We start from the raw sequence: 18977 nt of genomic DNA, 5'->3' as shown, positions 1-18977 counted from the left end.
CCCCAAAAATATAAAAAAGAATCTGTTTATCATATTTCTCATATTTTTTGCCGGATCAATATTTGCTGATGTAACAGATTTGTATAATCTGCATACTCAAGACATACAAATTGCATATCAACATAAAGACGGATGGCGTCCGATAAAACGTGAATTTGACAATAATTATCCCCTAACCATAATGTTCTACCCGACTGTTTACAGAGGTTTTATCGGAACCTTAGATACAAGTCTTTATTTAAAAGCCTGTCTTATTCTAACCGAAGCGGCTAAAAATTTATGTATAAAATCAATTATAATTAAAGAGGAAAATAAAAGGGAATATATTAATTTAAATGTTAATAAACAATTCAGTATTCTCCCAAATACCGATGGAAATCTTCTCTATAACGAAGACGGAACCTTATATGAATATAACAATAAAAAAGTTTATTTTTTAATATTCGATTTGGATTTGAAGATATCCGGACGAAAAGTACGAGGCAAGAAAACAAAGAAAATTACTGTTACAATTGATTATCTTCTTGATGATAAAATTTTTACATCTGAAGTTGAATACTTATGCATACCGCACAAATTTACATTTAAAGACTTCTTAAAATTATTTGTGACCCCTTAATTAATATAATTTAATAGAAATTTGTTTGTATTGAAAGCGTTTCTATAATTTATTAAAATCTTCCGACAAGCTGTTCACCCGCCCACAAGTCCGGCAGCAAGTGCAATCGCTTCCCTGCCGCCGAACCGTGTCGTTTCCGTTACAAATCGTTTACTTTGCCGCGTTCTTTCCCGCGATGCGGCCGAACACGATGATGTCGGCGATCGCGTCGCTGCCCAAGCGGTTTTTGCCGTGTACGCCGCCGGTCACTTCTCCTGCGGCATACAAACCGGGGATCACGCTTCCGTCGGTTTTTATGACTTGCGCTTGGCTGTTGATTTTGACGCCGCCCATCGTGTGGTGTACTGCGGGCACTGCTTTCAAAATATAAAACGGCGCTTTTTCGATCGGAAAGGTCAAACTGCGTTTATTGAATTCGGGATCTTTGCCCTGTGCGACGTAGCTGTTGTAGCGGTTTACGGTCGCAATCATCTCGTTCGCATCGATGCCGAAAAACTCCGCCGCTTTTTCAAGCGTATCGGCTTTTACCAAAAGCTTGTTTTTGTACAGATAAGCGATTTCAGCCGCATGGTTTTGTTCCAGATGGCTTTCATCGTATCCTTTTTGATCGATGATTTCATAGCAGCAGTGTCCGGTCTGCGCTTTGATCGCCATGGACATAACGTCGCGCCGTCCGAGTTCTTCGACAAAGCGCTTGCCTTCTTTGTTTACGATAACGCTGTGGCCGTAGAGGCGCGCATCGTCGAAATACAAAAGCGTGCCCGTAAGTGGATCGCATATCGGATAGGTTTGGATATACTGCATATCGACGAGGGCAGCTCCGATTTTTTCGGACATGACGATGCCGTCACCCGTGCTGCCGACCGTATTCGTCGAAAGGATGTTTTCATCGACGGCGGGATTGTATTTTTTGCGCATGTCGAGGTTCGAGCCGAAACCGCCGGTTGCGAGTACGACGCCTTTTTTCGCATAAAACGTGTAGTTCGTCGTTTTGCTTTCGGCTGAAACTCCGGTAACGCGTCCCTTCGCATCCTGCACGAACGCGACTGCAGGCGTATTGTACACGATGGGGATGCCGAGTTTTTCCGCTTTTGCGAGCATCTTGGTGATGAGTTCTTTGCCGCTCGCGCCTGCCGGGATCAAACTGCGCTTTACCGAATGTCCGCCGAAAAACATCAGCGAGTTTTCCCATACGACGCCGCATTTATCTCTGAGCCACTCCGCGCCGGCAAGCGCATTCGATGCGACGACGTGCACGAGTTCGGGGTTATTGATATTGTCGCCGCCTTTCATTATATCTTGTTCGAAGCGAGCAACGCTGTCTTCGATGCCGTCTCTTTTTTGAAGCCAGTTGCCCGGAGCTGCCATTTCGGCTCCCGAGATGAGCGTATTGCCCCCGGCCATCGGCATCTTTTCCAAAACGATAACGTCCGCGCCCGCTTCTTTCGCTTCGATTGCGGCTGCAAGTCCCGCACCTCCCGCACCGATGACGATGACGTCGTGCGTTTCCGTTTTTTTCTGCTTCGCCTTGGACGTAGATGTTGCGGCAGCTTTTTTATTCGCCTTTAATTCTCCACCCGCCTGTGCGACCGCCGCGTTCACGGCCGTAAGGAAACCTTTCGATGTGAGCGTGCAGCCCGAAACCGTATCGACTGCCGTGCTGTTCGATTTTATTACCGCCGCTTTTAGCGTATCCATCGCTTTATCGAAGCCCGGCGTTTCTTTATGCGAAAGCACTTTGATGTCGACGATCGCGTTCTTTTTGACGGTAACCTGTACCGTTATCTTTCCGCCCTTGCCGTCTCCCGTTCCGGTGTAGGTTCCGTTTTTCATAGAAGCGCTTTGCGGCCACGCCGTAAACAAAACCGTCGAAGCGAAAACCGCCGCGAACAGTCCCTTTAAAATCTTCTTCATATTTTTTCCTCCATCGTGTATATACATTCGGAAATCGAACGTATGTTATGCAGTATAAGCGTATCATAATATTCCGCCGTTTTATTGTCAAACGGACGGATATACAACCGACATTTTTTTATTAATTAATAATATTCATTCCTCGATATACCGGATACTCCGCACCTTACAGGAGCGATCTCGCTTTCGAGACGATGTTGTCGGCGGTGATGCCGTATTCGGCAAGGAGTTCGGCCGTTTGCCCCGACTGTCCGAATCGGTCGTCGACCGCAACGTGCGCCATCTTTACGCCGCCCTTACCGAGGAGCGCATAAGATGCCGCTTCGCCGATGCCCCCGAAACGGTTCGCTTCTTCGCAGACGAGGATCCGTCCGCCGCAGCCGAGCGTTTCACTTACAATCGCATCGGTGTCGAGCGGTTTGATCGTGTGGATGTTCAGCACGGAAGCTTCGATACCGTCGGACGCGAGCTGCTCGGCCGCTTCGAGGGCGAGCGGCGTCATAATACCGGTTGCGACGATGCAGAGATCCTTGCCGGAACGCAGGCTCTGCGCTTTTCCGATTTCGAACGGTGTGTCGCAAGAAGTGACGATCGGCATGGGCTCGCGCGACGTGCGGATATACACGGGTCCCTTTAAATGATAAGCCGCTTCGACGATCCGCTTTGCCTGATTGTAATCGCATGGACTCAGCACCGTCATATTCGGAACTGCGCGAAGCGCGGCGATGTCCTCTATGCACTGATGTGTGCCTCCGTCGCCCGCAGGCGTGATGCCCGAATGACTTCCGGCGATTTTTACGTTCGCTTTGCTGTATGCCGCCGCATTTCGGATAATTTCAAACGCTCTTCCGGCAGTAAACATTGCAAACGAAGATGCGAAGGGCACGTAGCCGACTTTCGACAAGCCGACGGCCATACCGATCAAATTCTGTTCGGCGATACCGGTTTCGATGTAGCGGTCGGGAAACTCTTTTTGAAAAGCCAAAGAACCGGTCGCATGTCCCAAATCCGCGTCGAGGACAATCACATCGGAATATTTTTTGCCGAGCTCGACGAGGCCGTCGCCGTAGCCCTGCCGTGTTGCTTTTTTTTCGCTCATATCAGTCCTCCAATTCTTTAAGCGCCTTTTCAAGCTCGTCGCCCGAAGGAGCTTTTCCGTGCCAGCCGAGTCCGTTTTCCATAAACGAAACGCCCTTGCCTTTGATCGTATCGCAGATAACGGCGAGCGGCTTTCCGTCTTCACGGTGATCGAGCGCGGAAAGCAGCGCCTCATAATCGTGCCCGTTCGCCTCGCACACGGCAAAACCGAATGCGCGGAATTTTGCCGCAAGATCGCCGAGCGACATAACCGTATCGACAGGGCCGTCAAGCTGCAGGTGATTGTTGTCTACGAGCACGGTGAGATTGTCAAGGTGATAATGAGAAGCGGCCATAAAGGCTTCCCACGCAAGACCTTCCTGCAATTCTCCGTCGCCGGTAAGCACGTATACGCGGTTCGGCTTTTTTGCCAAACGGAAACCGAGCGCCATACCCGCCGCAACCGATATGCCTTGTCCGAGGGAACCGGTACTGCAGTCCACACCGGGGCATTTATTGCAGTCCGGATGTCCCTGCAGCATACTGTGCAGTCGGCGGATATTTTTGAGTTCCGCTTTCGGAAAATAACCCTTATCCGCAAGTATCGCATAGTACGGCGGATTCGCGTGTCCCTTGCTCAGAACAAAACGATCGCGCGCTTCGTCGTTCGGATCGTCCGAAAGTTTCATCTTCGAATAATAAAGGGCAACCATGATATCCGTCGCCGAAAGGGAACCGCCGGGATGACCGGAACCCGCTTCTCCTATCATCCAAACAGTATCGCGTCGGATCTGCTTGGCTTTCTTTTTCAACTCTTCTATCGTCATACTAACCTCTCGATCGTATTCCATTATAGCATATCGATTTACGCTTTTCCGATACTTCCGAACAGCGTCATCTTTTCAATACATACGCGTTTGGTCGCTTCAAGACCGGGCGCAAGTACGGCTCGCGGCGTAAAACCTTTACTCTCTTTATCTTTGCCTTCTGCAAAATACTTTTTCGTCGCTTCGGTAAATGCGATTTGACATTCGGTATTGACGTTGACTTTCGATACGCCGAGCGTGATCGCTTTTTTTACCATGTCGGCGGGAATGCCCGATCCTCCGTGCAGCACGAGCGGCAGATCGCCCGTCTTCACCTGAATGGCTGCAAGTACGTCGAAATCCAAGCCCTTCCATCCGGCCGGATATTTTCCGTGAATATTGCCGATACCCGCAGCGAGGAAATCGATCCCCAAAGATGCGATGCGTTCGCATTCGGCAGGGTCGGCGCATTCGCCGGAATTGATAACGCCGTCTTCTTCACCGCCGATCGCGCCGACTTCGGCTTCGACGGAAATGCCTTTCGCGTGCGCCTTTTCGACGACTTCGCGCGTTTTTGCGATGTTTTCATCGATCGGATATTTCGAACCGTCGAACATGACGGACGAAAAACCGTTGTCTATCGCATCGAGCGCTTCTTCATAGGTTCCGTGATCGACGTGCAGCGCTACGGGAACAGAGATTTTCAAAAAATTAATAAAACCGCTCACCATGTCGGCGATCGTCCGATAGCCGCCCATGTATTTCGCCGTTCCGCCGGAAACGCCGAGTATGATCGGAGACTTAACTTCCTCCGCCGCGAGTAAAAAAGCGCGGACGCTTTCCATGTTGTTAAGATTGAAATGCCCGACCGCATAGCGGCCTTTTTTCGCATCGACGAGCATCTCTTTTGCAGATACCAAAACCATACCAACTCCTATAAAAACTTTTGCAGGATGTTTCAACATCCGAAAAAGTTTTTAGCCGTGCGCGAGCGCGCACACGTTCAATAATCGAGTTTGCAAAATACAGTGTATCGTATGTATACGATTTTTATCGAACCGGTATGTATACACATCTTCTGCAAACATCCGCACAAACTCGAGATAAAAAACGACGGCGATATTTCAGACGGCGCTTTTTATCACAACTCCTATAAAAATAATTTTAATAATTTTTTGATTCGATTATATCGAAATATCTCCGTCTTTCGAAACCTTCGTAAACAGCAAAAGCGAAATGACGGTAAAGACCATCAAAATGGTCGACCAGGTATTTTTGAAATAAAAATACGATAAGCGTAATTAAAATGGCGATGACGCTTATGGCGACGGCAGTAGCTGCAGCTCCACCGCCCTGCTCTGCGATCGAAGTGATATGCGTGGAGCCGTCTTCGGGAGGATAGGCTTCGACGGTACACAGATAATCGAGGCAATTATGACCGACGCCGACGATTTGCGGAAAATCACTCATTTAAAGAATACTCCTTTTGCATACCTTTACGCATCGCTACCCCCGCATACAGCGCGTGGATGACGGCGATTCCCGCCATCCGTTCATATATCGAATCGCCGGAAAACATACGGGCGCGGCTCGTTGCAACGAGGCGGCAATCGGCAAGCTTCGACAGCGAAGATTCTCCGATATCGCTTATAGCGATGACGACGGCACCCTTTTGTTTGGCGATTTTAACGGATTCTACGACATCCCGTGTTTCACCGGAACGAGAGATGGCTATGACCGCATCTCCCGCATCGAAATGCGCCGGCTGCATATATTCAAAGTTAAAAGAAGCCGTGTAATTAACGCGGATGCCGATTTTGCGAAAATTGTGCAGGGCGCTCCGCGCAGCCGCAGCCGCTCCTCCGATACCGAAAATTTCTATGTATGACGCACGCGCGAGCACGTCGACTGCTTTTTCAAACTCGGCGTCATCGAGCAGATCGAGCGTATCGCCGAGTGCTTCCATGCAGCCGGAAAAAACTTTGCACTTAATATCGTGCATCGTATCGCTCGGACGCAGTGCAAAATCGTCCGGAATTCTGCCTCTGTCCAAAACCCTTTCTTCGGAAATCGCGATTTTGAAATCTTTTAAGCCCGCATAGCCGATATGATGAAGGAAACGGACGACCGTCGCTTCGCTGACGCCGTTATTCTGCGCAAGCTCGCGGACGCTGCCGCTTAAAACGGATTCGGGAGCATTTAAAACATAATCCGCTATACGGTTTTCCGACGCGCTGAGTTTATTCAAAGAGCTGCGGACTTGTACTTCCCAAAGCGGGATCGCTGCGATATTGACCTTTTCCACGTGCTGCGGCATCGGCATAAATCGTAACACGACTTTCAAAAGCTGTCAACAAAAATGTAACAAAAATATCATTTTACTATCGGTATGACCCGCACGAGCGTCAATTCGGGGTTATTGAAGATCCGAACGACTTTCGGCTGCTGATACGAAAGCCCGCGGCTCACGACCATCACCGTGCCGTTTTTCAAAGTGTACTTGCCGCCCGCATATTTCGGAAACATACCCTGCCCCGGTGCATAAAGACCGTTTATAAAGGGAGGAAAACGCCACTGCCCGCCGTGCACGTGTCCCGCCAAAATCACATCGAAATCATACTGCACGTAATCTTTTACGTATTCGGGGCGGTGAGCGAGGAGCAGCGTAAACAAAACCGTCCGCTCGCCCGAAACGGAACGGACGAGCTCATCCGTTTTTTGTGCGACTGCGGCAAGGCGCCTACGGTAAGAAGCCCTGTCGTCTCCGACTCTGAGCGCCGCCCGATCCCCCAAACCGAAATACGGATCTTCGACACCTGCGATAACGACGGTACCCTGCGGAAAATCGAGGGAAACCGCTTCATCGTGCAGCACTTTAAAACCGTACAGCTCGACCATAGCGTATTTTTTTTCGATATGCAGATCGGAAAAATCGTGATTTCCCGTCACGAAAAATCCGGGACAAAGATCGCGAATGCCTGAAAGGAGCGCTTCGACGTTTTTGAACGGCTTATCGCCTTTCATTTTTTCGTCGAAAAGATCTCCCGTGATCGCGATGATGTCGGGACGCGCTTTTTTTATCTTTTCAATGATTTTATTTTCGTCTTTGCCGAAATCGTTCGAATGAAAATCGGAAATCTGCACGATCCTGATTTCGCCCGAAACGCGCGCCTCTTCGATGTCGTAAGCGACCGTTCGAATCGTGCGGCACGAAACGAAGACGAGTACCGAAAACAAAACAAATAATTTATTAATTTTCCGTTTCATACCTATCCCGATTTGCGTAACAAAACGACCGGAAGCGTGCACGATGCGGCGTTCGAGCGGGAGACCCGCGTGCGACTTTGTGCGTTCAGCTTGCGGAAGCCTCGCTTAAAAGCACAACCGGAGCGTAAGCGGGGATTCCGCTGTGAGAGCCGCAATTGTTCACAATTCCGAACGATTGCAATCTATATTTTTATCAATTCGTAATCGCGCACTCCCATACCGACTTTTTCCGCGTGCTCGAGCTGGACTTTCCAATTCGTCGTCGGATGCACATCGCAAAACCAATCGTTATAAACATGTTCCCGTTCGTCCATGATCGTGCCGTGCAGATAGGGCTGACGGTTCGTCATATCGGCGCACGCGGCGTCGAGAGCAACGGCATCGAACGATGCGAACATTCCGACGTCGGGGATGATCGGCGCATCGTTTTCGGCGTGGCAGTCACAGAAAGGGGAGACGTCGACGATGAGCGATATGTGAAACTGTGGCCGCCCTTTGACGACGGCGGCGGCGTATTCGGCCATCTTTTTGCACAACACTTCATTCGTATTTTTTCCGACAGGATGCGTCGCATCTTTCGGACAGGCACCGATGCACCTCCCGCAGCCGACGCAGATTTCTTCATCGATGCGCGCTTTCCGTTTGCCGTCTTCGGTTTTAATAAATTCGATCGCGTCCTGTCCGCATTCGCGCGCGCACGCGCCGCAGCCTATGCACAGATCTTCGGCAACTTCGGGTTTTCCGTCGTTGTGCTGTTCCATCTTCCCCGCCCTGCTCGCGCACCCCATACCGATATTTTTGATCGCTCCTCCGAAGCCCGTGCTTTCGTGCAGTTTAAAATGCGTCAGGGAAATGAACACGTCGGCATCCATCACCGCATGCCCGATTTTTGCCTGCGTTATGTACTCGCCTTCGGGAAAATCGACGTAGGCTTCGTCCGTTCCTTTTAATCCGTCGCCGATGATCACGTGACAGCCGCACGCAAGCGGATCGAAGCCGTCCATAAACGCCGCATCGAGGTGGTCGAGCGCGTTTTTGCGCAAGCCGGGATAGAGCGTATTGCAGTCGGTCAAAAAAGGTCTGCCGCCGATACTTTTAATAAATTCCGAAAGCGCTCTTGCGTAATTCGGGCGCAAGTACGCAAGGTTACCCGGTTCTCCGAAGTGCAGTTTTATCGCCGTAAATTTACCGTCGAAATCGATCGTTTCGATACCCGCTTTTTTAACAAGGCGGACGAGCTTTTGCATAAGGCTTTCGGTTTTTGTCGTTCGAAAATCCGCCCAATACACGTTCGCTTTTTCCATAACCGCTCCTTTCGAAGTATCTATATTACAGATCAATCCCTCACAAGCATCAAAGAATGCGATTGATATTCGGGCATAAAACGCTTTTTCGCGCCGCTTTCGAACTGCACCGCAATAACGAATTCTCCGTCGTCGCTCGTATCCGACGAAACGATTTGCCCGTATCCCCAGTCGTCGTGATAAACTCGGCTGCCTCGCTTCCATTTTTCCGAAAGCCCGCTTGCAGCTTCGAAACGACCGCTTTGCAAGGCGGATTTTTGAGGTCTTTCCCCGAGCACGCGAAAGACGCTTTCAGCCTCTTCGATAAAAACGCTCGGCTGCATATACTCCGTTCGCCCGTACAGACGGCGGCGAGCGCAGGATGTGACATAGAGTTCGTTTTGCGCCCGCGTTATGCCGACGTAAAAAAGGCGACGCTCTTCTTCGAGTTCGCTTCCCGTTTTGTCGCCCCGCGGAAAGATGCCGTTTTCCAATCCCGTGATGACCACTCGCGGAAACTCGAGTCCCTTCGTGTTGTGCAGCGTAATGAGCGTTACCGCATCCCCTTCTCCATCATCGCCCGTTTCGAGCGAACGGTCAAGGGTGATCGAATCGAGAAACTGCAAAAGCCCGTCTTTCGTACACGCGTACAGCGACGCGCTGTTCATAAGTTCCTGCATATTCGCCGCGCGCTGCGTACCCGATATTTCGTCCTGAGTGCGATGATATTCGAGCAAGCCGGAAGCGTCGAGTATTTTTCCGACAAAGTGCGAAAGCCGCTCGTCTTCCGAAAACGATTTAATAATGCCGTCGTACGCACCGCAAAATTCGCGGATGCCCTCTTTCGCTTTTTTCCCCGCATTGTCGGCGCAGGCTTTTGCCGCTTCTACAAAACCGATCGATTTTTCGCGGGCGTATGAAACGATCGCCTCCTGCGTTTTTTCTCCCACTCCGCGCGAAGGTTTATTGACGATTCTGCGAAATGCGATTTCGTCGCGCTCGTTTGCGGCAAGCGATAAAAATGCAAGCGCGTCTTTAATCTCTTCCCGTTCGTAGAATTTCAAAGAGCCGACGACGGCGTAGGGTATCCGCCGGTGCAAAAATTCGTTTTCAAACCCGAGCGACTGCGCATTCGTGCGGTATAAAATCGCCCAATCGCCGTAAGCCGTCTTTTTTTCCGCGTGCGCTTTTTCGATGAGCTCTGCGCAAAATCTCGCTTCCGCATCCTGATCGGGTAAATACACGAGTACGGGAGCCTTTCCCGCCCCCCGCTCGGCTTTGAGCGTTTTGCCGATGCGGTCTTCGTTGTTTTTTACGACGGCGTCCGCAGCTGCAAGAATTTTTTCCGTCGAGCGGTAATTGCGCACGAGTTTAATAATTTTCGTGCCGGGGAATTTTTTACGGAACGTCAATATGTTTTGTACTTCGGCGCCGCGGAATCGGTAAATCGACTGGTCGTCGTCTCCTACGACGCACACGTACGTACCGCTTCCTTCTGCCGTACCCGAAAGCGTCTGCAAAAGCTTAAACTGTGCGACGTTCGAATCCTGATATTCGTCGACCATGATGACGCGGAAACGGAAACGCATCCGCTCGCGCACGGCGAGGTTTTCTTCCATCACTTGCACCGGCTTCATTATTAAATCGCCGAAATCGGCGTTTTCCGTTTCGGAAAGCCTTTGTTCATACGCGCGGTAGATCGCAGACAGATCTCCTGTCGAATCGACGGCAGACAGATCGTCGTCCGGCGTAAGACAGTAATCCTTTGCAAGCGAAATTTTATGCGCGGCGAGTTCTGCCTGCTGGCGCCTGAGCGACGGAACGGCTTTCATCACGAGAGTGGCCGCATCATCGTCGTCGTACACGGTAAACGACGGGACAAGATTCGCTTCGGCGGCATAGCGGCGCAAAAACCACGCGCCGAACGAGTGAAACGTGCGTATTTCCGCAAAGCACGCTCTATCGTCGAGGGCGATCGCGCGCGAGCGCATTTCGTTCGCGGCTTTTTTCGTAAAGGTCACCGCGAGTATGGATTCGGGCGGGATTTTTTTTTCGGCGATGAGATAGGCGATCTTTGTCGTGATGACGCGCGTCTTTCCGCTTCCGGCTCCCGCAAGGATCAAAAGCGGACCGGCCGAATGTTCGACCGCCTCTCTCTGTTCGGGGTTGAGCGTTTCCATATACGGGAGATTTGTCCGCGCGTCGGTCATCGGGCATCTCCGGTATCATAAAAATCGCTCGCATATAAAAGCGGCGGAGAAACTGCCGTTCCGCCTGATACGCGAGACCGCTTTTTGTTGATTATTAAATTCGAGACGAGATGAGAATCCATATCGACGCCGCTCACGCTGTCGGCAAAAACGCGCACGACGTTTCCGCATTGCACGGCGCTCCGTTCGGCCTCATCATCCCTGTCGTAGCGGACAACGAACGAACCGTCGACGTCGGGCGCCTGAAACCACGCGCGCCCTATCGCAAAACCTTCTTCGCCTGCAATGACTTCTTCTATGAGCACGTCGTATTCTTTTCCGCACCGCAATTTCAGGCGGCTTTCGGTGATTTCGCTCTGAATCGCTTCAAGCGCCCGCTTTCGCTCAAGAGCCGTCTTTTGAGGCACCCTGCCCTTCATACCGTAGGCGGCCGTATCTTCTTCGCGGCTGTACGTAAAACAGCCCGACCAATCGCTTTGTATGTCGGAAAGGAATCGCTGTGTGGAGCGAAAAGCTTCCTCCGTCTCTCCCGGAAAGCCCGTCAAAAAAGTCGTTCTGATCGCCGCCTCGGGAAACGAAGATCGAATATCGCGCACGAGGCGCACGTATTCTTTTGCCGTACACTTCCGATTCATCGCTTTAATAATTTCGTCATCGCCGGATTGAAACGGGATATCGAAATACGGAACGATGCGCGAATCTTTTTGCATGACGGGAAAGATATCGCGGTTGAAGTGATCGGGATGAATGTAAAGAAGACGCACGATAAAACAGCCTTTGACGGCGGAGATTTTTTTCAGCAAACGGGCGAGAGCGGAAATTTTTTCAGTGCCTTCGTTCGCGCCGTCCTCCCCTATGCGCGGGAGCGGAAAACGCCCCGTACCGAAAACATCGTCCCCGTCTCCCGTACCGTAGGCCGCCAAATCCTGTCCGATAAGATTGATTTCGTATACGCCGAGCAAGAGCAGCGTTTTAATTTCATCGACGATATCGTCCGCGCTTCGGCTCCGCACCGAGCCGCGTATGATCGGGATCGCGCAAAAACTGCAGCGATTGCTGCATCCTTCCGTAATCTTTACGTACGCGGAATTGCGATACGAAAGCAGCATCGTCCGCTTTCCGCACGATATGCCGCGCTGCTCCGCCGTGACGACGGGACGCTTCCCCGCAAGAAGAGGACGCACGACGGAATCGATTTTCGAAAGATCGCCGTTTCCGAAAATGCCGTCCGCTTCGGGAAGAGAATCTTTCAGCACGTCCGCATAACGCTCGGCAAGGCATCCTGCAAGCAGCACTTTCGCATCGGGATAATTTTTTTTCGCGCGGAGAAGCGCATCGATCGATTCTTTTTTTGCAGAATTGATAAAACCGCACGAATTGACGATGATGATGTTCGCTTTCGAAGCGTCGAATGTTTGACGGAAACCGAGAGAGGTCAAACGTGAAATGATGATTTCGCCGTCGACTTGATTTTTCGCACAGCCGTACTCGTCGATAAAAAATTCAGTCAAGTTCAACGACCACCAATCTGTATTTGCCTTCGGAATCGCGCACCCATTTGATGTCTTCAACGAGCACTTGCCCCGCTTTGCCGATTTCGAGATCGTAGCTTTTCGTATCGGCGATGACGGTAAATTTTACGGTATTGCCGTTCGACATCCACACGCGCACGCCGTTGTTCGCCGTCATCATGACGACTTCACCGTTCGTAAAATAATTTTCGCTCGAACGCTTTCGGTCGACTCTATAGCGGAATTCACACGGACCGCGGAAACTCGCGTTGACTGTAAAGGGATACGCACGGTTGTCTTCAAAAATGACCGTCTGCGGATGCCGTTGAGGAGAAAGCGAATTTTGTGAAACATCTTCTATTGCGTTTTCGTCGATCGCGAGCATATCGCTGTCCTTGCGACGCACAAGCATACGCACTTCCGCTCCCCTGTTCGCTTCGGTCGAAGATATGTCGGAGACGTAGACGATGATGTCACCCTTTGCGTCGCCGTCGACGTCAAGCTCCGCTTCTTCGGCCAGATCCGTGCGAAGCGTACCGACAGGAGTATCGAGTCCGAACGATGTGAGCGTATCGCTCACGGTCAAGATGATTTTGCCTTTCTCCGACGGATAGACGATTTTATCGCCGCGGAACAGCCGTTTTTCAAACGGCTTATCGGTGAGCTCGTAGGTTTTCGATCCCATATCCTGAGCGACGACGACGCTGCCGTTTTTATTCGCGTGAGATGATTTCGAAATTATTAAAATTACGAGAGCTGCCGCCGCGACAGCGAAGATAGCGGCACCGATGACGATCGGTAGAAAACGAGACGATTTGTGTTTAACGAACAATCCGTCGGGAACGGGAGATTCCTGGATCGCTTTGCTGCGGTACAGCGCCATAACGGTGTCGGGATTGACGCCGAGGTATTCCGCATAGTTGCGTAAAAAACCGACCATATAGGGTTCGCCGGGAAACACGGATGTATCTTCCTCTTCCAATCCCCTGATGCATTCGACCGTCATAGACGTTTCGCGGGCAACCGTATCTCTGTCGATATTTTTTTCTTCGCGCGAGCGTTTCAGAATCGTGCCGTAACTTTCCATACCGCGCCCGCCTTAGTCGGAAAGGAGAAAATTATTATACACGTTTGCCGATGAAGGCGGATCGTAGATAAAACGCTGATCGGGAATATCCTGATTCACTTTGTAAGCGGAAAACGTAAACACGTATTCCGTGCCCTGCGGAGTCGTCGCGGAAATCCGCCTGATAAGTTTCGTCTCCGCGTTGACGGCGATCCTGATCGAACGGAACGCTTCGGACGTATTGCGTCTGTCGAGCACGAGCTTTATAACTTTTTCGTCGGACACATCGTCGAGAGGGACGGGATCCTGCCCGATTTCGTATTTGATCGTGTAGTAGCGGCTCATGAGCGAAAGCCCCTGCGATGTCGCAAGCGACGCGCCGCCCGCACTTGAAGACTGCACCGACTGCTGCAGTACGGCGGAAGAGCCGGGAAGGTAAATCGTGAGGAGATCACCGTTAAACAATATGACCTGCTCGGCGGGCTTTGAAAAATCGATGCGAAGCAAGTCGGGACGCTTGAACGACACGCGCGCTTTCATCTGCCGGCTCCCCATCGACACATCCATGTCCGCTTCGTAATCGCGGATCGACGCGTAAAAATCGGAAACGGTTTTAAAATAATCGCCGGCAGTCGTGATCGTCTGGGCAAAAATCGATCCACAAAAGCATATTGAAAAAAACGCTGCAAACCGAAGAGAAGCGTATTTCTTATTTAACATAGACGCATTTTAATCGAGATAATTCATAAGGTCAAGGCGCCGCTTGACAAAAAAGGCGCTTCGGTAGATAATAACCCGCATTATCGGGGACTGCCGTCAAAAAACGCGGCTACTTTTTTGCGCGGTGTCTCTTGCGTTTTATGCAAATCCATTTCCTTAACAATTGCATAAAACAACAATATCCTGCCGGGATCGGCATAATCAGTATCGGTAAAAAGAGGTTTAAAGTATGGCGGTAAAACAGCCTAAGGGTAAAATAGTCAGAAGGCTCGGTACCAATATTTTCGGCAATCCGAAATACAGCAAGCTGTTGACGAAACGGCCGAACGCGCCGGGAAAAGAGCGCGGCGCAAAGCAGCGCGGCAAAACGTCCGTGTATGGGGAACAGTTAAAAGAAAAACAAAAGTTCCGCCTTGCGTACGGTATGTCCGAAAAGCAGTTCAGAAATCTGTTCGCGCGCGCACAGCGGATGGAAGGCATTACGAGCGACAATATGCTCTCATTGATGGAACAGCGTTTCGACAACACCGTTTTCAGAATGGGTTTTGCGGTAAGCCGAGCACAGGCGCGTCAAATGGTTTCGCATTGCTACTTTTACGTTAACGGCAAACCGGCGAATATCCCTTCCATGCGGATCAAAGCAAAAGACGTCATCACGTCGAAAGAAAAAAAAGGCATTCAAAATCTTATCCGGCACAATTTGGTCACCGTTCAGGGAAATCGCGGAAGCTGGCTTACGGTCGATGAAGAAAAACTTTCGGCAACCGTCACTGCCCTTCCGTCGGCGAACGATATCCAGCCGGTCGGCAATATTCAGTACGTTATAGAATTCTATTCGCGCTGATAAGCGGTCCGCTTCCGGAACATCCTGTAGCACAAAGCAAACGGACGAGGGATCCCCCTTGTCCGTTTTTTTTATCGGTTTGCAAATTTTGCCCGCACGAAAACCTCGCCCACGCGTGTCGAAAATCACATTTTCTCTGTCCACGCGTTGACCAGTTTTTCTATACGCTATAAAATTACCGCTATGGCACATTCGGCTCAAGACGCCTCCGCGTTTTTTTCCGTCACGCAGATCACAAATCTCATCAAAGAGATGATCGAAGGTTCGTTCGGCACCGTCGTCGTCGAAGGAGAGATTTCCAACTGCAAACTGACGAGCGCAGGTCACATCTATTTGACGCTGAAAGATTCAGGCGCGCAGCTCGGATGTGCGATGTGGCGGAGCGCGACGCCCTCTCTTTCGTTTTCGCCGAAAGACGGTATGCTCGTGCGCTGTACCGGGCGTCTTACAGTGTACCCTCCGCACGGCAAATATCAGCTCGTCATTTCGCGCATGGAAATCGCAGGCGCGGGAAATATTTTACAGATGCTCGAAGAGCGCAAAAAGCGCCTCGCCGCCGAAGGCATATTCGATGAAGCGCACAAAAAACCGCTGCCGCTTTTTCCGAAAACGGTCGGTATCGTCACGAGCGCGACGGGAGCCGCCCTGCGCGATATCCTGCAGATTATGAAGCGGCGGAATCCCTGCGTATCGGCGGTCATTTTACCTGCGACGGTGCAGGGAGAAGGCGCGGCGGAAACGATCGTGCGGCAGATAAAGACCGCAAATTATTTCCGGCTTTGCGACGTGCTCATCGTCGGGCGCGGAGGCGGTTCCCTCGAAGATCTGCTTCCCTTCAGCGACGAAGCGGTAGTACGCGCCGTCTATGAATCGAACATACCGGTGATTTCCGCCGTCGGACACGAAATCGATTGGGCGCTTTCCGATTACGCAGCCGATTTTCGAGCCCCGACTCCGTCGGCCGCAGCGGAAGCCGCAATTCCGCTCAAAAGCGATATCATTCGTACGCTGCAAACCTATGCCGATACCTTCTATACGGAAATAAAACGCAAAGTCGAAAACATGAAGCTCGTCGTGCGCACGTTCAATCCCGAAAACCTCGAACTGCAGTTTCGAACTATCGAACAGCCGCTCCTCGCGCGTTTTGACGGCGCAAAAGTCGCGCTGTTGCAAAACATCGATGAAAAATTAAAAGACGCAAAACACCGCATCGCCCTGTGTACGCACGTACTCGAAAGCGCAAGTCCCGAAAAAATTTTTGCACGAGGCTATTCGATGGTACGCGACACGGCAAGCGGAGAAGTCGTGCGGGATGCATCGCTCGTCGCAGTCGGAGCGGAGCTTGAAATCGTTCCGGCAAAAGGACAACTTAGGGCGACCGTCAAAAGCGTACACGCAGAGACAAACCGCTTTATTAATTAATAATTTACAAGGAGTTCGTCATGAAAAATTTTGCAAAAAACCTTGAAACGCTTGAAAAGCTTACCGCCGACATCAAGCGCGACGACATATCGCTCGAAGATGCGCTCAAAGATTTCGAAACGGGCATAAAACTCGCGCGCGGTATGGAAGCCGAAATCGACAGGATCGAAGGAAAAATTCAAATGCTCATGAACGAGCCCGCTCCCGAAAGCGCGGATACGCCCGAACTCGATCTCTTTTCGGGTACCGACGAAGCGACGGGAACGGCGGGCGCCCCGCAGGAGGGCACGCGTCAATGAGCGATGCGAAACCGGTACGGCAGCTTTCCGCCGAAGTCGCGAGGAAGATCGCGGCGGGCGAAGTCATCGACCGGCCGAATGCGATTGTGCGAGAACTCATGGACAACGCGGTCGATTCGGGTGCCGACAGCATAGCCGTCGAAATCGATTCGGGCGGCATCGAAAAAGTGCGCGTCGTCGACAACGGTTCGGGCATGACGAAAAGCGATCTGCAAAACTGCGCGCGGCCGCACGCGACGAGCAAAATCGAAACGGAAACCGACTTGTTGCATCTTTCGACGCTCGGCTTCAGAGGAGAAGCGCTTTCGTCGATCGCCGCCGTATGCCGCCTTTCGATCATATCGGGCGGCTGGAAAATGCGGGCGTCGGTAACGGAAGATCACATCATCGAACGGAGTGCATCGACTGTGGGTACGATCGTACAGGCGGAAGGACTCTTTGAAAACTTTCCCGCGCGGAGAAGATTTTTAAAACGCCCGGCAGCCGAAGCGCTCATGTGCAAAAACACGTTTATCGAAAAGACGCTTGCGAGGCCGGACATAGCCTTTTCGTTTACCGCGGACGGCGAGCGTCGCATAACGCTCGAAGCGGGCACGAGTTTAAAAAAGCGATTCGTAGAAGCGGCGCTCCCTTCCGAAAACGCTTCTCTCTTTTACGAAATCTCAGGCTCTTCGGGCGGAGAAAATCCCGATTGGAGTTTTATCTGCGTCATCGGAGAGCCGGGCGTATCGCGCGCAAATAAAAAAGACATATACATCTTCGTAAACGGCAGAAGGATTACCGAGTATTCGCTCGTACAGGCGATCGAGTACGGCGGTCAAGGTTATTTTCCGAACGGCACCTATCCCGCAGCCGCCCTCTTCGTCACGATGAAAAGCGATCTCGTCGACTTCAATATTCACCCGGCAAAAAAAGAAGCGCGCTTCCGCGACATCGCAAGCCTGCACCACGGCGTAAGCGGAGCTTTGCAGAATTTTTTTCATCAATATACTCTGCGCGAAATGAAAAACGACCGCAACGATAAAATCAACAATTTTCAATCTTTCGATTTCGATGCGACGGCCGGCGGAAAAGGCATATCGTACGGAAAAAATAAAGACTCGATCCTGCAGGCGAAAGATTTTTCGCGCATCGTCATGCACCGCGGCGCAGGCAACTTTACGAACCCCTACGCCCGTGAATATAAAACCGATGCATACAAAGCGCGCTATTCGATAAACCACGAAGCGCAGGACGTACCGCTCGAACTTGCAAAAAAAGCGCTTTCGTTCGATGAAACGAGAGACGGCGCGGCAAGCGATGCGGCAGACAAAACAAAACCATACGACGCCGAAAACGCAGCAGAAAAAATCAAAACAACAAACGGCGGCTTTCATTTTCTCGGAAGCGCGCTCGGCACTTTTTTGGTTGCCGAAAAAGGCGACATGCTGTATATCATCGACCAGCACGCGGCTCACGAGCGGATCCTCTACGACGCCATTATGCAAAATCAGGGAAAAAGCCAAACGCTTCTCGTTCCCTATGAAATCGTTACGCAAAACGCGGCGGACGATATCTATTTGACGCGCATACGGGATGAGATGAAAAAAGCCGGCATTGCGGCAAAAAACAAAGGAAACGGAGTGTGGGAGATAAGGTCGGTGCCGGAGCGCTGGAAAGGAAGCGAAAACGATCTGTACCGCGCCCTCCTCGAAAAGAGAGTCGCCCCGGAAGACGTCATTTCCGAGATCGCCGCTATGACCGCATGCAAAGCCGCAGTCAAAGACGGTTATGTACTCGACGATGCGGCCGCTTCTGATTTGGCGGAAAAGGCGCTCTCCCTCCCCGACCCGCACTGTCCTCACGGAAGACCCGTGTGGACGGCGGTAACGAGGGCGGAGCTTTTCGCCCTCGTAAAGCGCACCTAAGGAAACACTGATTAATTCGAATGCGAATTAAT

General features: G+C 51.2%; 17 protein-coding genes. 5 read left to right on the top strand and 12 right to left on the bottom strand.

The window, feature by feature from the left end:
• Positions 1–619, top strand: a 619-nt coding sequence (locus JSQ97_RS02300) for a hypothetical protein (protein WP_205074571.1), incomplete at its 5' end; no start/stop codon positions are given.
• A gap of 150 nt (positions 620–769) precedes the next feature.
• On the opposite strand, the gene JSQ97_RS02295 is transcribed toward JSQ97_RS02300, so the two are convergent.
• The 12 genes from JSQ97_RS02295 to JSQ97_RS02240 all read right to left on the bottom strand — a co-directional run bounded on the left by JSQ97_RS02295 (position 770) and on the right by JSQ97_RS02240 (position 14473).
• A complete protein-coding gene (locus JSQ97_RS02295; RefSeq protein WP_205074570.1) occupies positions 770–2533 on the bottom strand; it encodes a flavocytochrome c in 1764 nt (587 codons plus the stop codon).
• A gap of 166 nt (positions 2534–2699) precedes the next feature.
• On the bottom strand, positions 2700–3632 hold the full coding sequence (locus JSQ97_RS02290; protein ID WP_205074569.1) for a transketolase family protein: 933 nt from the start codon (positions 3630–3632) through the stop codon (positions 2700–2702).
• Position 3633: 1 nt separating this feature from the next.
• Positions 3634–4437, bottom strand: a complete 804-nt coding sequence (locus tag JSQ97_RS02285; protein ID WP_187384666.1) for a transketolase — start codon at positions 4435–4437, stop codon at positions 3634–3636.
• A gap of 38 nt (positions 4438–4475) precedes the next feature.
• A complete protein-coding gene (gene fba, locus JSQ97_RS02280; protein ID WP_205074568.1) occupies positions 4476–5342 on the bottom strand; it encodes a class II fructose-1,6-bisphosphate aldolase in 867 nt (288 codons plus the stop codon).
• Positions 5343–5580: 238 nt separating this feature from the next.
• Positions 5581–5886: a hypothetical protein gene (locus JSQ97_RS02275; protein WP_205074567.1), complete on the bottom strand. Its 306-nt coding sequence runs from the start codon at positions 5884–5886 to the stop codon at positions 5581–5583.
• Positions 5879–6733, bottom strand: a complete 855-nt coding sequence (locus tag JSQ97_RS02270; RefSeq protein WP_205074566.1) for a MurR/RpiR family transcriptional regulator — start codon at positions 6731–6733, stop codon at positions 5879–5881. The genes JSQ97_RS02275 and JSQ97_RS02270 overlap by 8 nt, the downstream gene beginning before the upstream one ends.
• 56 nt (positions 6734–6789) lie before the next feature.
• Entirely contained in the window at positions 6790–7683 is an 894-nt protein-coding gene (locus JSQ97_RS02265; protein ID WP_205074565.1) for a metallophosphoesterase, read from the bottom strand.
• 182 nt (positions 7684–7865) lie between these two features.
• The gene (locus tag JSQ97_RS02260; RefSeq protein ID WP_205074564.1) at positions 7866–8987 is read right to left on the bottom strand and encodes a DUF362 domain-containing protein; all 1122 of its coding nucleotides are present in this window, start codon (positions 8985–8987) and stop codon (positions 7866–7868) included.
• Between the two features lie 32 nt (positions 8988–9019).
• Positions 9020–11176: an ATP-dependent helicase gene (locus JSQ97_RS02255; RefSeq protein WP_205074563.1), complete on the bottom strand. Its 2157-nt coding sequence runs from the start codon at positions 11174–11176 to the stop codon at positions 9020–9022.
• Positions 11173–12693 (bottom strand): 30S ribosomal protein S12 methylthiotransferase RimO, encoded by a 1521-nt coding sequence (gene rimO / locus JSQ97_RS02250; RefSeq protein WP_239446873.1) that lies wholly within the window; start codon positions 12691–12693, stop codon positions 11173–11175. Before rimO ends, JSQ97_RS02255 begins: the two co-directional genes overlap by 4 nt.
• Positions 12680–13774, bottom strand: a complete 1095-nt coding sequence (locus tag JSQ97_RS02245) for a helix-turn-helix domain-containing protein (protein ID WP_205074561.1) — start codon at positions 13772–13774, stop codon at positions 12680–12682. The genes rimO and JSQ97_RS02245 overlap by 14 nt, the downstream gene beginning before the upstream one ends.
• A gap of 12 nt (positions 13775–13786) precedes the next feature.
• A complete protein-coding gene (locus JSQ97_RS02240) occupies positions 13787–14473 on the bottom strand; it encodes a LolA family protein (protein ID WP_205074560.1) in 687 nt (228 codons plus the stop codon).
• A 229-nt stretch (positions 14474–14702) separates the two neighbouring features.
• Between JSQ97_RS02240 and rpsD the strand changes: the two genes are divergently transcribed.
• From rpsD to mutL, 4 genes are all read left to right on the top strand, one after another.
• A complete protein-coding gene (gene rpsD, locus JSQ97_RS02235; protein ID WP_205074559.1) occupies positions 14703–15317 on the top strand; it encodes a 30S ribosomal protein S4 in 615 nt (204 codons plus the stop codon).
• Positions 15318–15500: 183 nt separating this feature from the next.
• Positions 15501–16739 carry an exodeoxyribonuclease VII large subunit gene (xseA, locus tag JSQ97_RS02230; protein ID WP_205074558.1) on the top strand — a complete coding sequence of 413 codons (1239 nt, stop codon included), beginning with the start codon at positions 15501–15503 and terminating at the stop codon, positions 16737–16739.
• A 20-nt stretch (positions 16740–16759) separates the two neighbouring features.
• Positions 16760–17038 (top strand): exodeoxyribonuclease VII small subunit, encoded by a 279-nt coding sequence (gene xseB, locus JSQ97_RS02225; protein ID WP_021330004.1) that lies wholly within the window; start codon positions 16760–16762, stop codon positions 17036–17038.
• Positions 17035–18945, top strand: coding sequence for a DNA mismatch repair endonuclease MutL (gene mutL, locus JSQ97_RS02220; protein WP_205074557.1), 1911 nt, complete (start codon positions 17035–17037; stop codon positions 18943–18945). The genes xseB and mutL overlap by 4 nt, the downstream gene beginning before the upstream one ends.
• Positions 18946–18977: the final 32 nt, after the last annotated feature.

Source organism: Treponema sp. Marseille-Q4523 (genome assembly GCF_016901105.1).
Classification (GTDB): domain Bacteria; phylum Spirochaetota; class Spirochaetia; order Treponematales; family Treponemataceae; genus Treponema_D.
Note: the sequence above shows the minus strand (reverse complement) of the source record. Positions and strands in the feature narration are given on the sequence as shown.

Excerpts from the sequence above, each read along its gene's own strand:
- xseB (WP_021330004.1), top strand. The coding sequence starts at position 16,760 with ATGAAAAATTTTGCAAAAAACCTTGAAACGCTTGAAAAGCTTACCGCC.
- JSQ97_RS02290 (WP_205074569.1), bottom strand. The coding sequence starts at position 3,632 with ATGAGCGAAAAAAAAGCAACACGGCAGGGCTACGGCGACGGCCTCGTC.
- fba (WP_205074568.1), bottom strand. The coding sequence starts at position 5,342 with ATGGTTTTGGTATCTGCAAAAGAGATGCTCGTCGATGCGAAAAAAGGC.
- JSQ97_RS02275 (WP_205074567.1), bottom strand. The coding sequence starts at position 5,886 with ATGAGTGATTTTCCGCAAATCGTCGGCGTCGGTCATAATTGCCTCGAT.
- rpsD (WP_205074559.1), top strand. The coding sequence starts at position 14,703 with ATGGCGGTAAAACAGCCTAAGGGTAAAATAGTCAGAAGGCTCGGTACC.
- JSQ97_RS02255 (WP_205074563.1), bottom strand. The coding sequence starts at position 11,176 with ATGACCGACGCGCGGACAAATCTCCCGTATATGGAAACGCTCAACCCC.
- JSQ97_RS02240 (WP_205074560.1), bottom strand. The coding sequence starts at position 14,473 with ATGTTAAATAAGAAATACGCTTCTCTTCGGTTTGCAGCGTTTTTTTCA.
- JSQ97_RS02260 (WP_205074564.1), bottom strand. The coding sequence starts at position 8,987 with ATGGAAAAAGCGAACGTGTATTGGGCGGATTTTCGAACGACAAAAACC.
- JSQ97_RS02285 (WP_187384666.1), bottom strand. The coding sequence starts at position 4,437 with ATGACGATAGAAGAGTTGAAAAAGAAAGCCAAGCAGATCCGACGCGAT.
- JSQ97_RS02270 (WP_205074566.1), bottom strand. The coding sequence starts at position 6,733 with ATGCCGCAGCACGTGGAAAAGGTCAATATCGCAGCGATCCCGCTTTGG.
- JSQ97_RS02245 (WP_205074561.1), bottom strand. The coding sequence starts at position 13,774 with ATGGAAAGTTACGGCACGATTCTGAAACGCTCGCGCGAAGAAAAAAAT.
- JSQ97_RS02265 (WP_205074565.1), bottom strand. The coding sequence starts at position 7,683 with ATGAAACGGAAAATTAATAAATTATTTGTTTTGTTTTCGGTACTCGTC.
- JSQ97_RS02295 (WP_205074570.1), bottom strand. The coding sequence starts at position 2,533 with ATGAAGAAGATTTTAAAGGGACTGTTCGCGGCGGTTTTCGCTTCGACG.
- xseA (WP_205074558.1), top strand. The coding sequence starts at position 15,501 with ATGGCACATTCGGCTCAAGACGCCTCCGCGTTTTTTTCCGTCACGCAG.
- mutL (WP_205074557.1), top strand. The coding sequence starts at position 17,035 with ATGAGCGATGCGAAACCGGTACGGCAGCTTTCCGCCGAAGTCGCGAGG.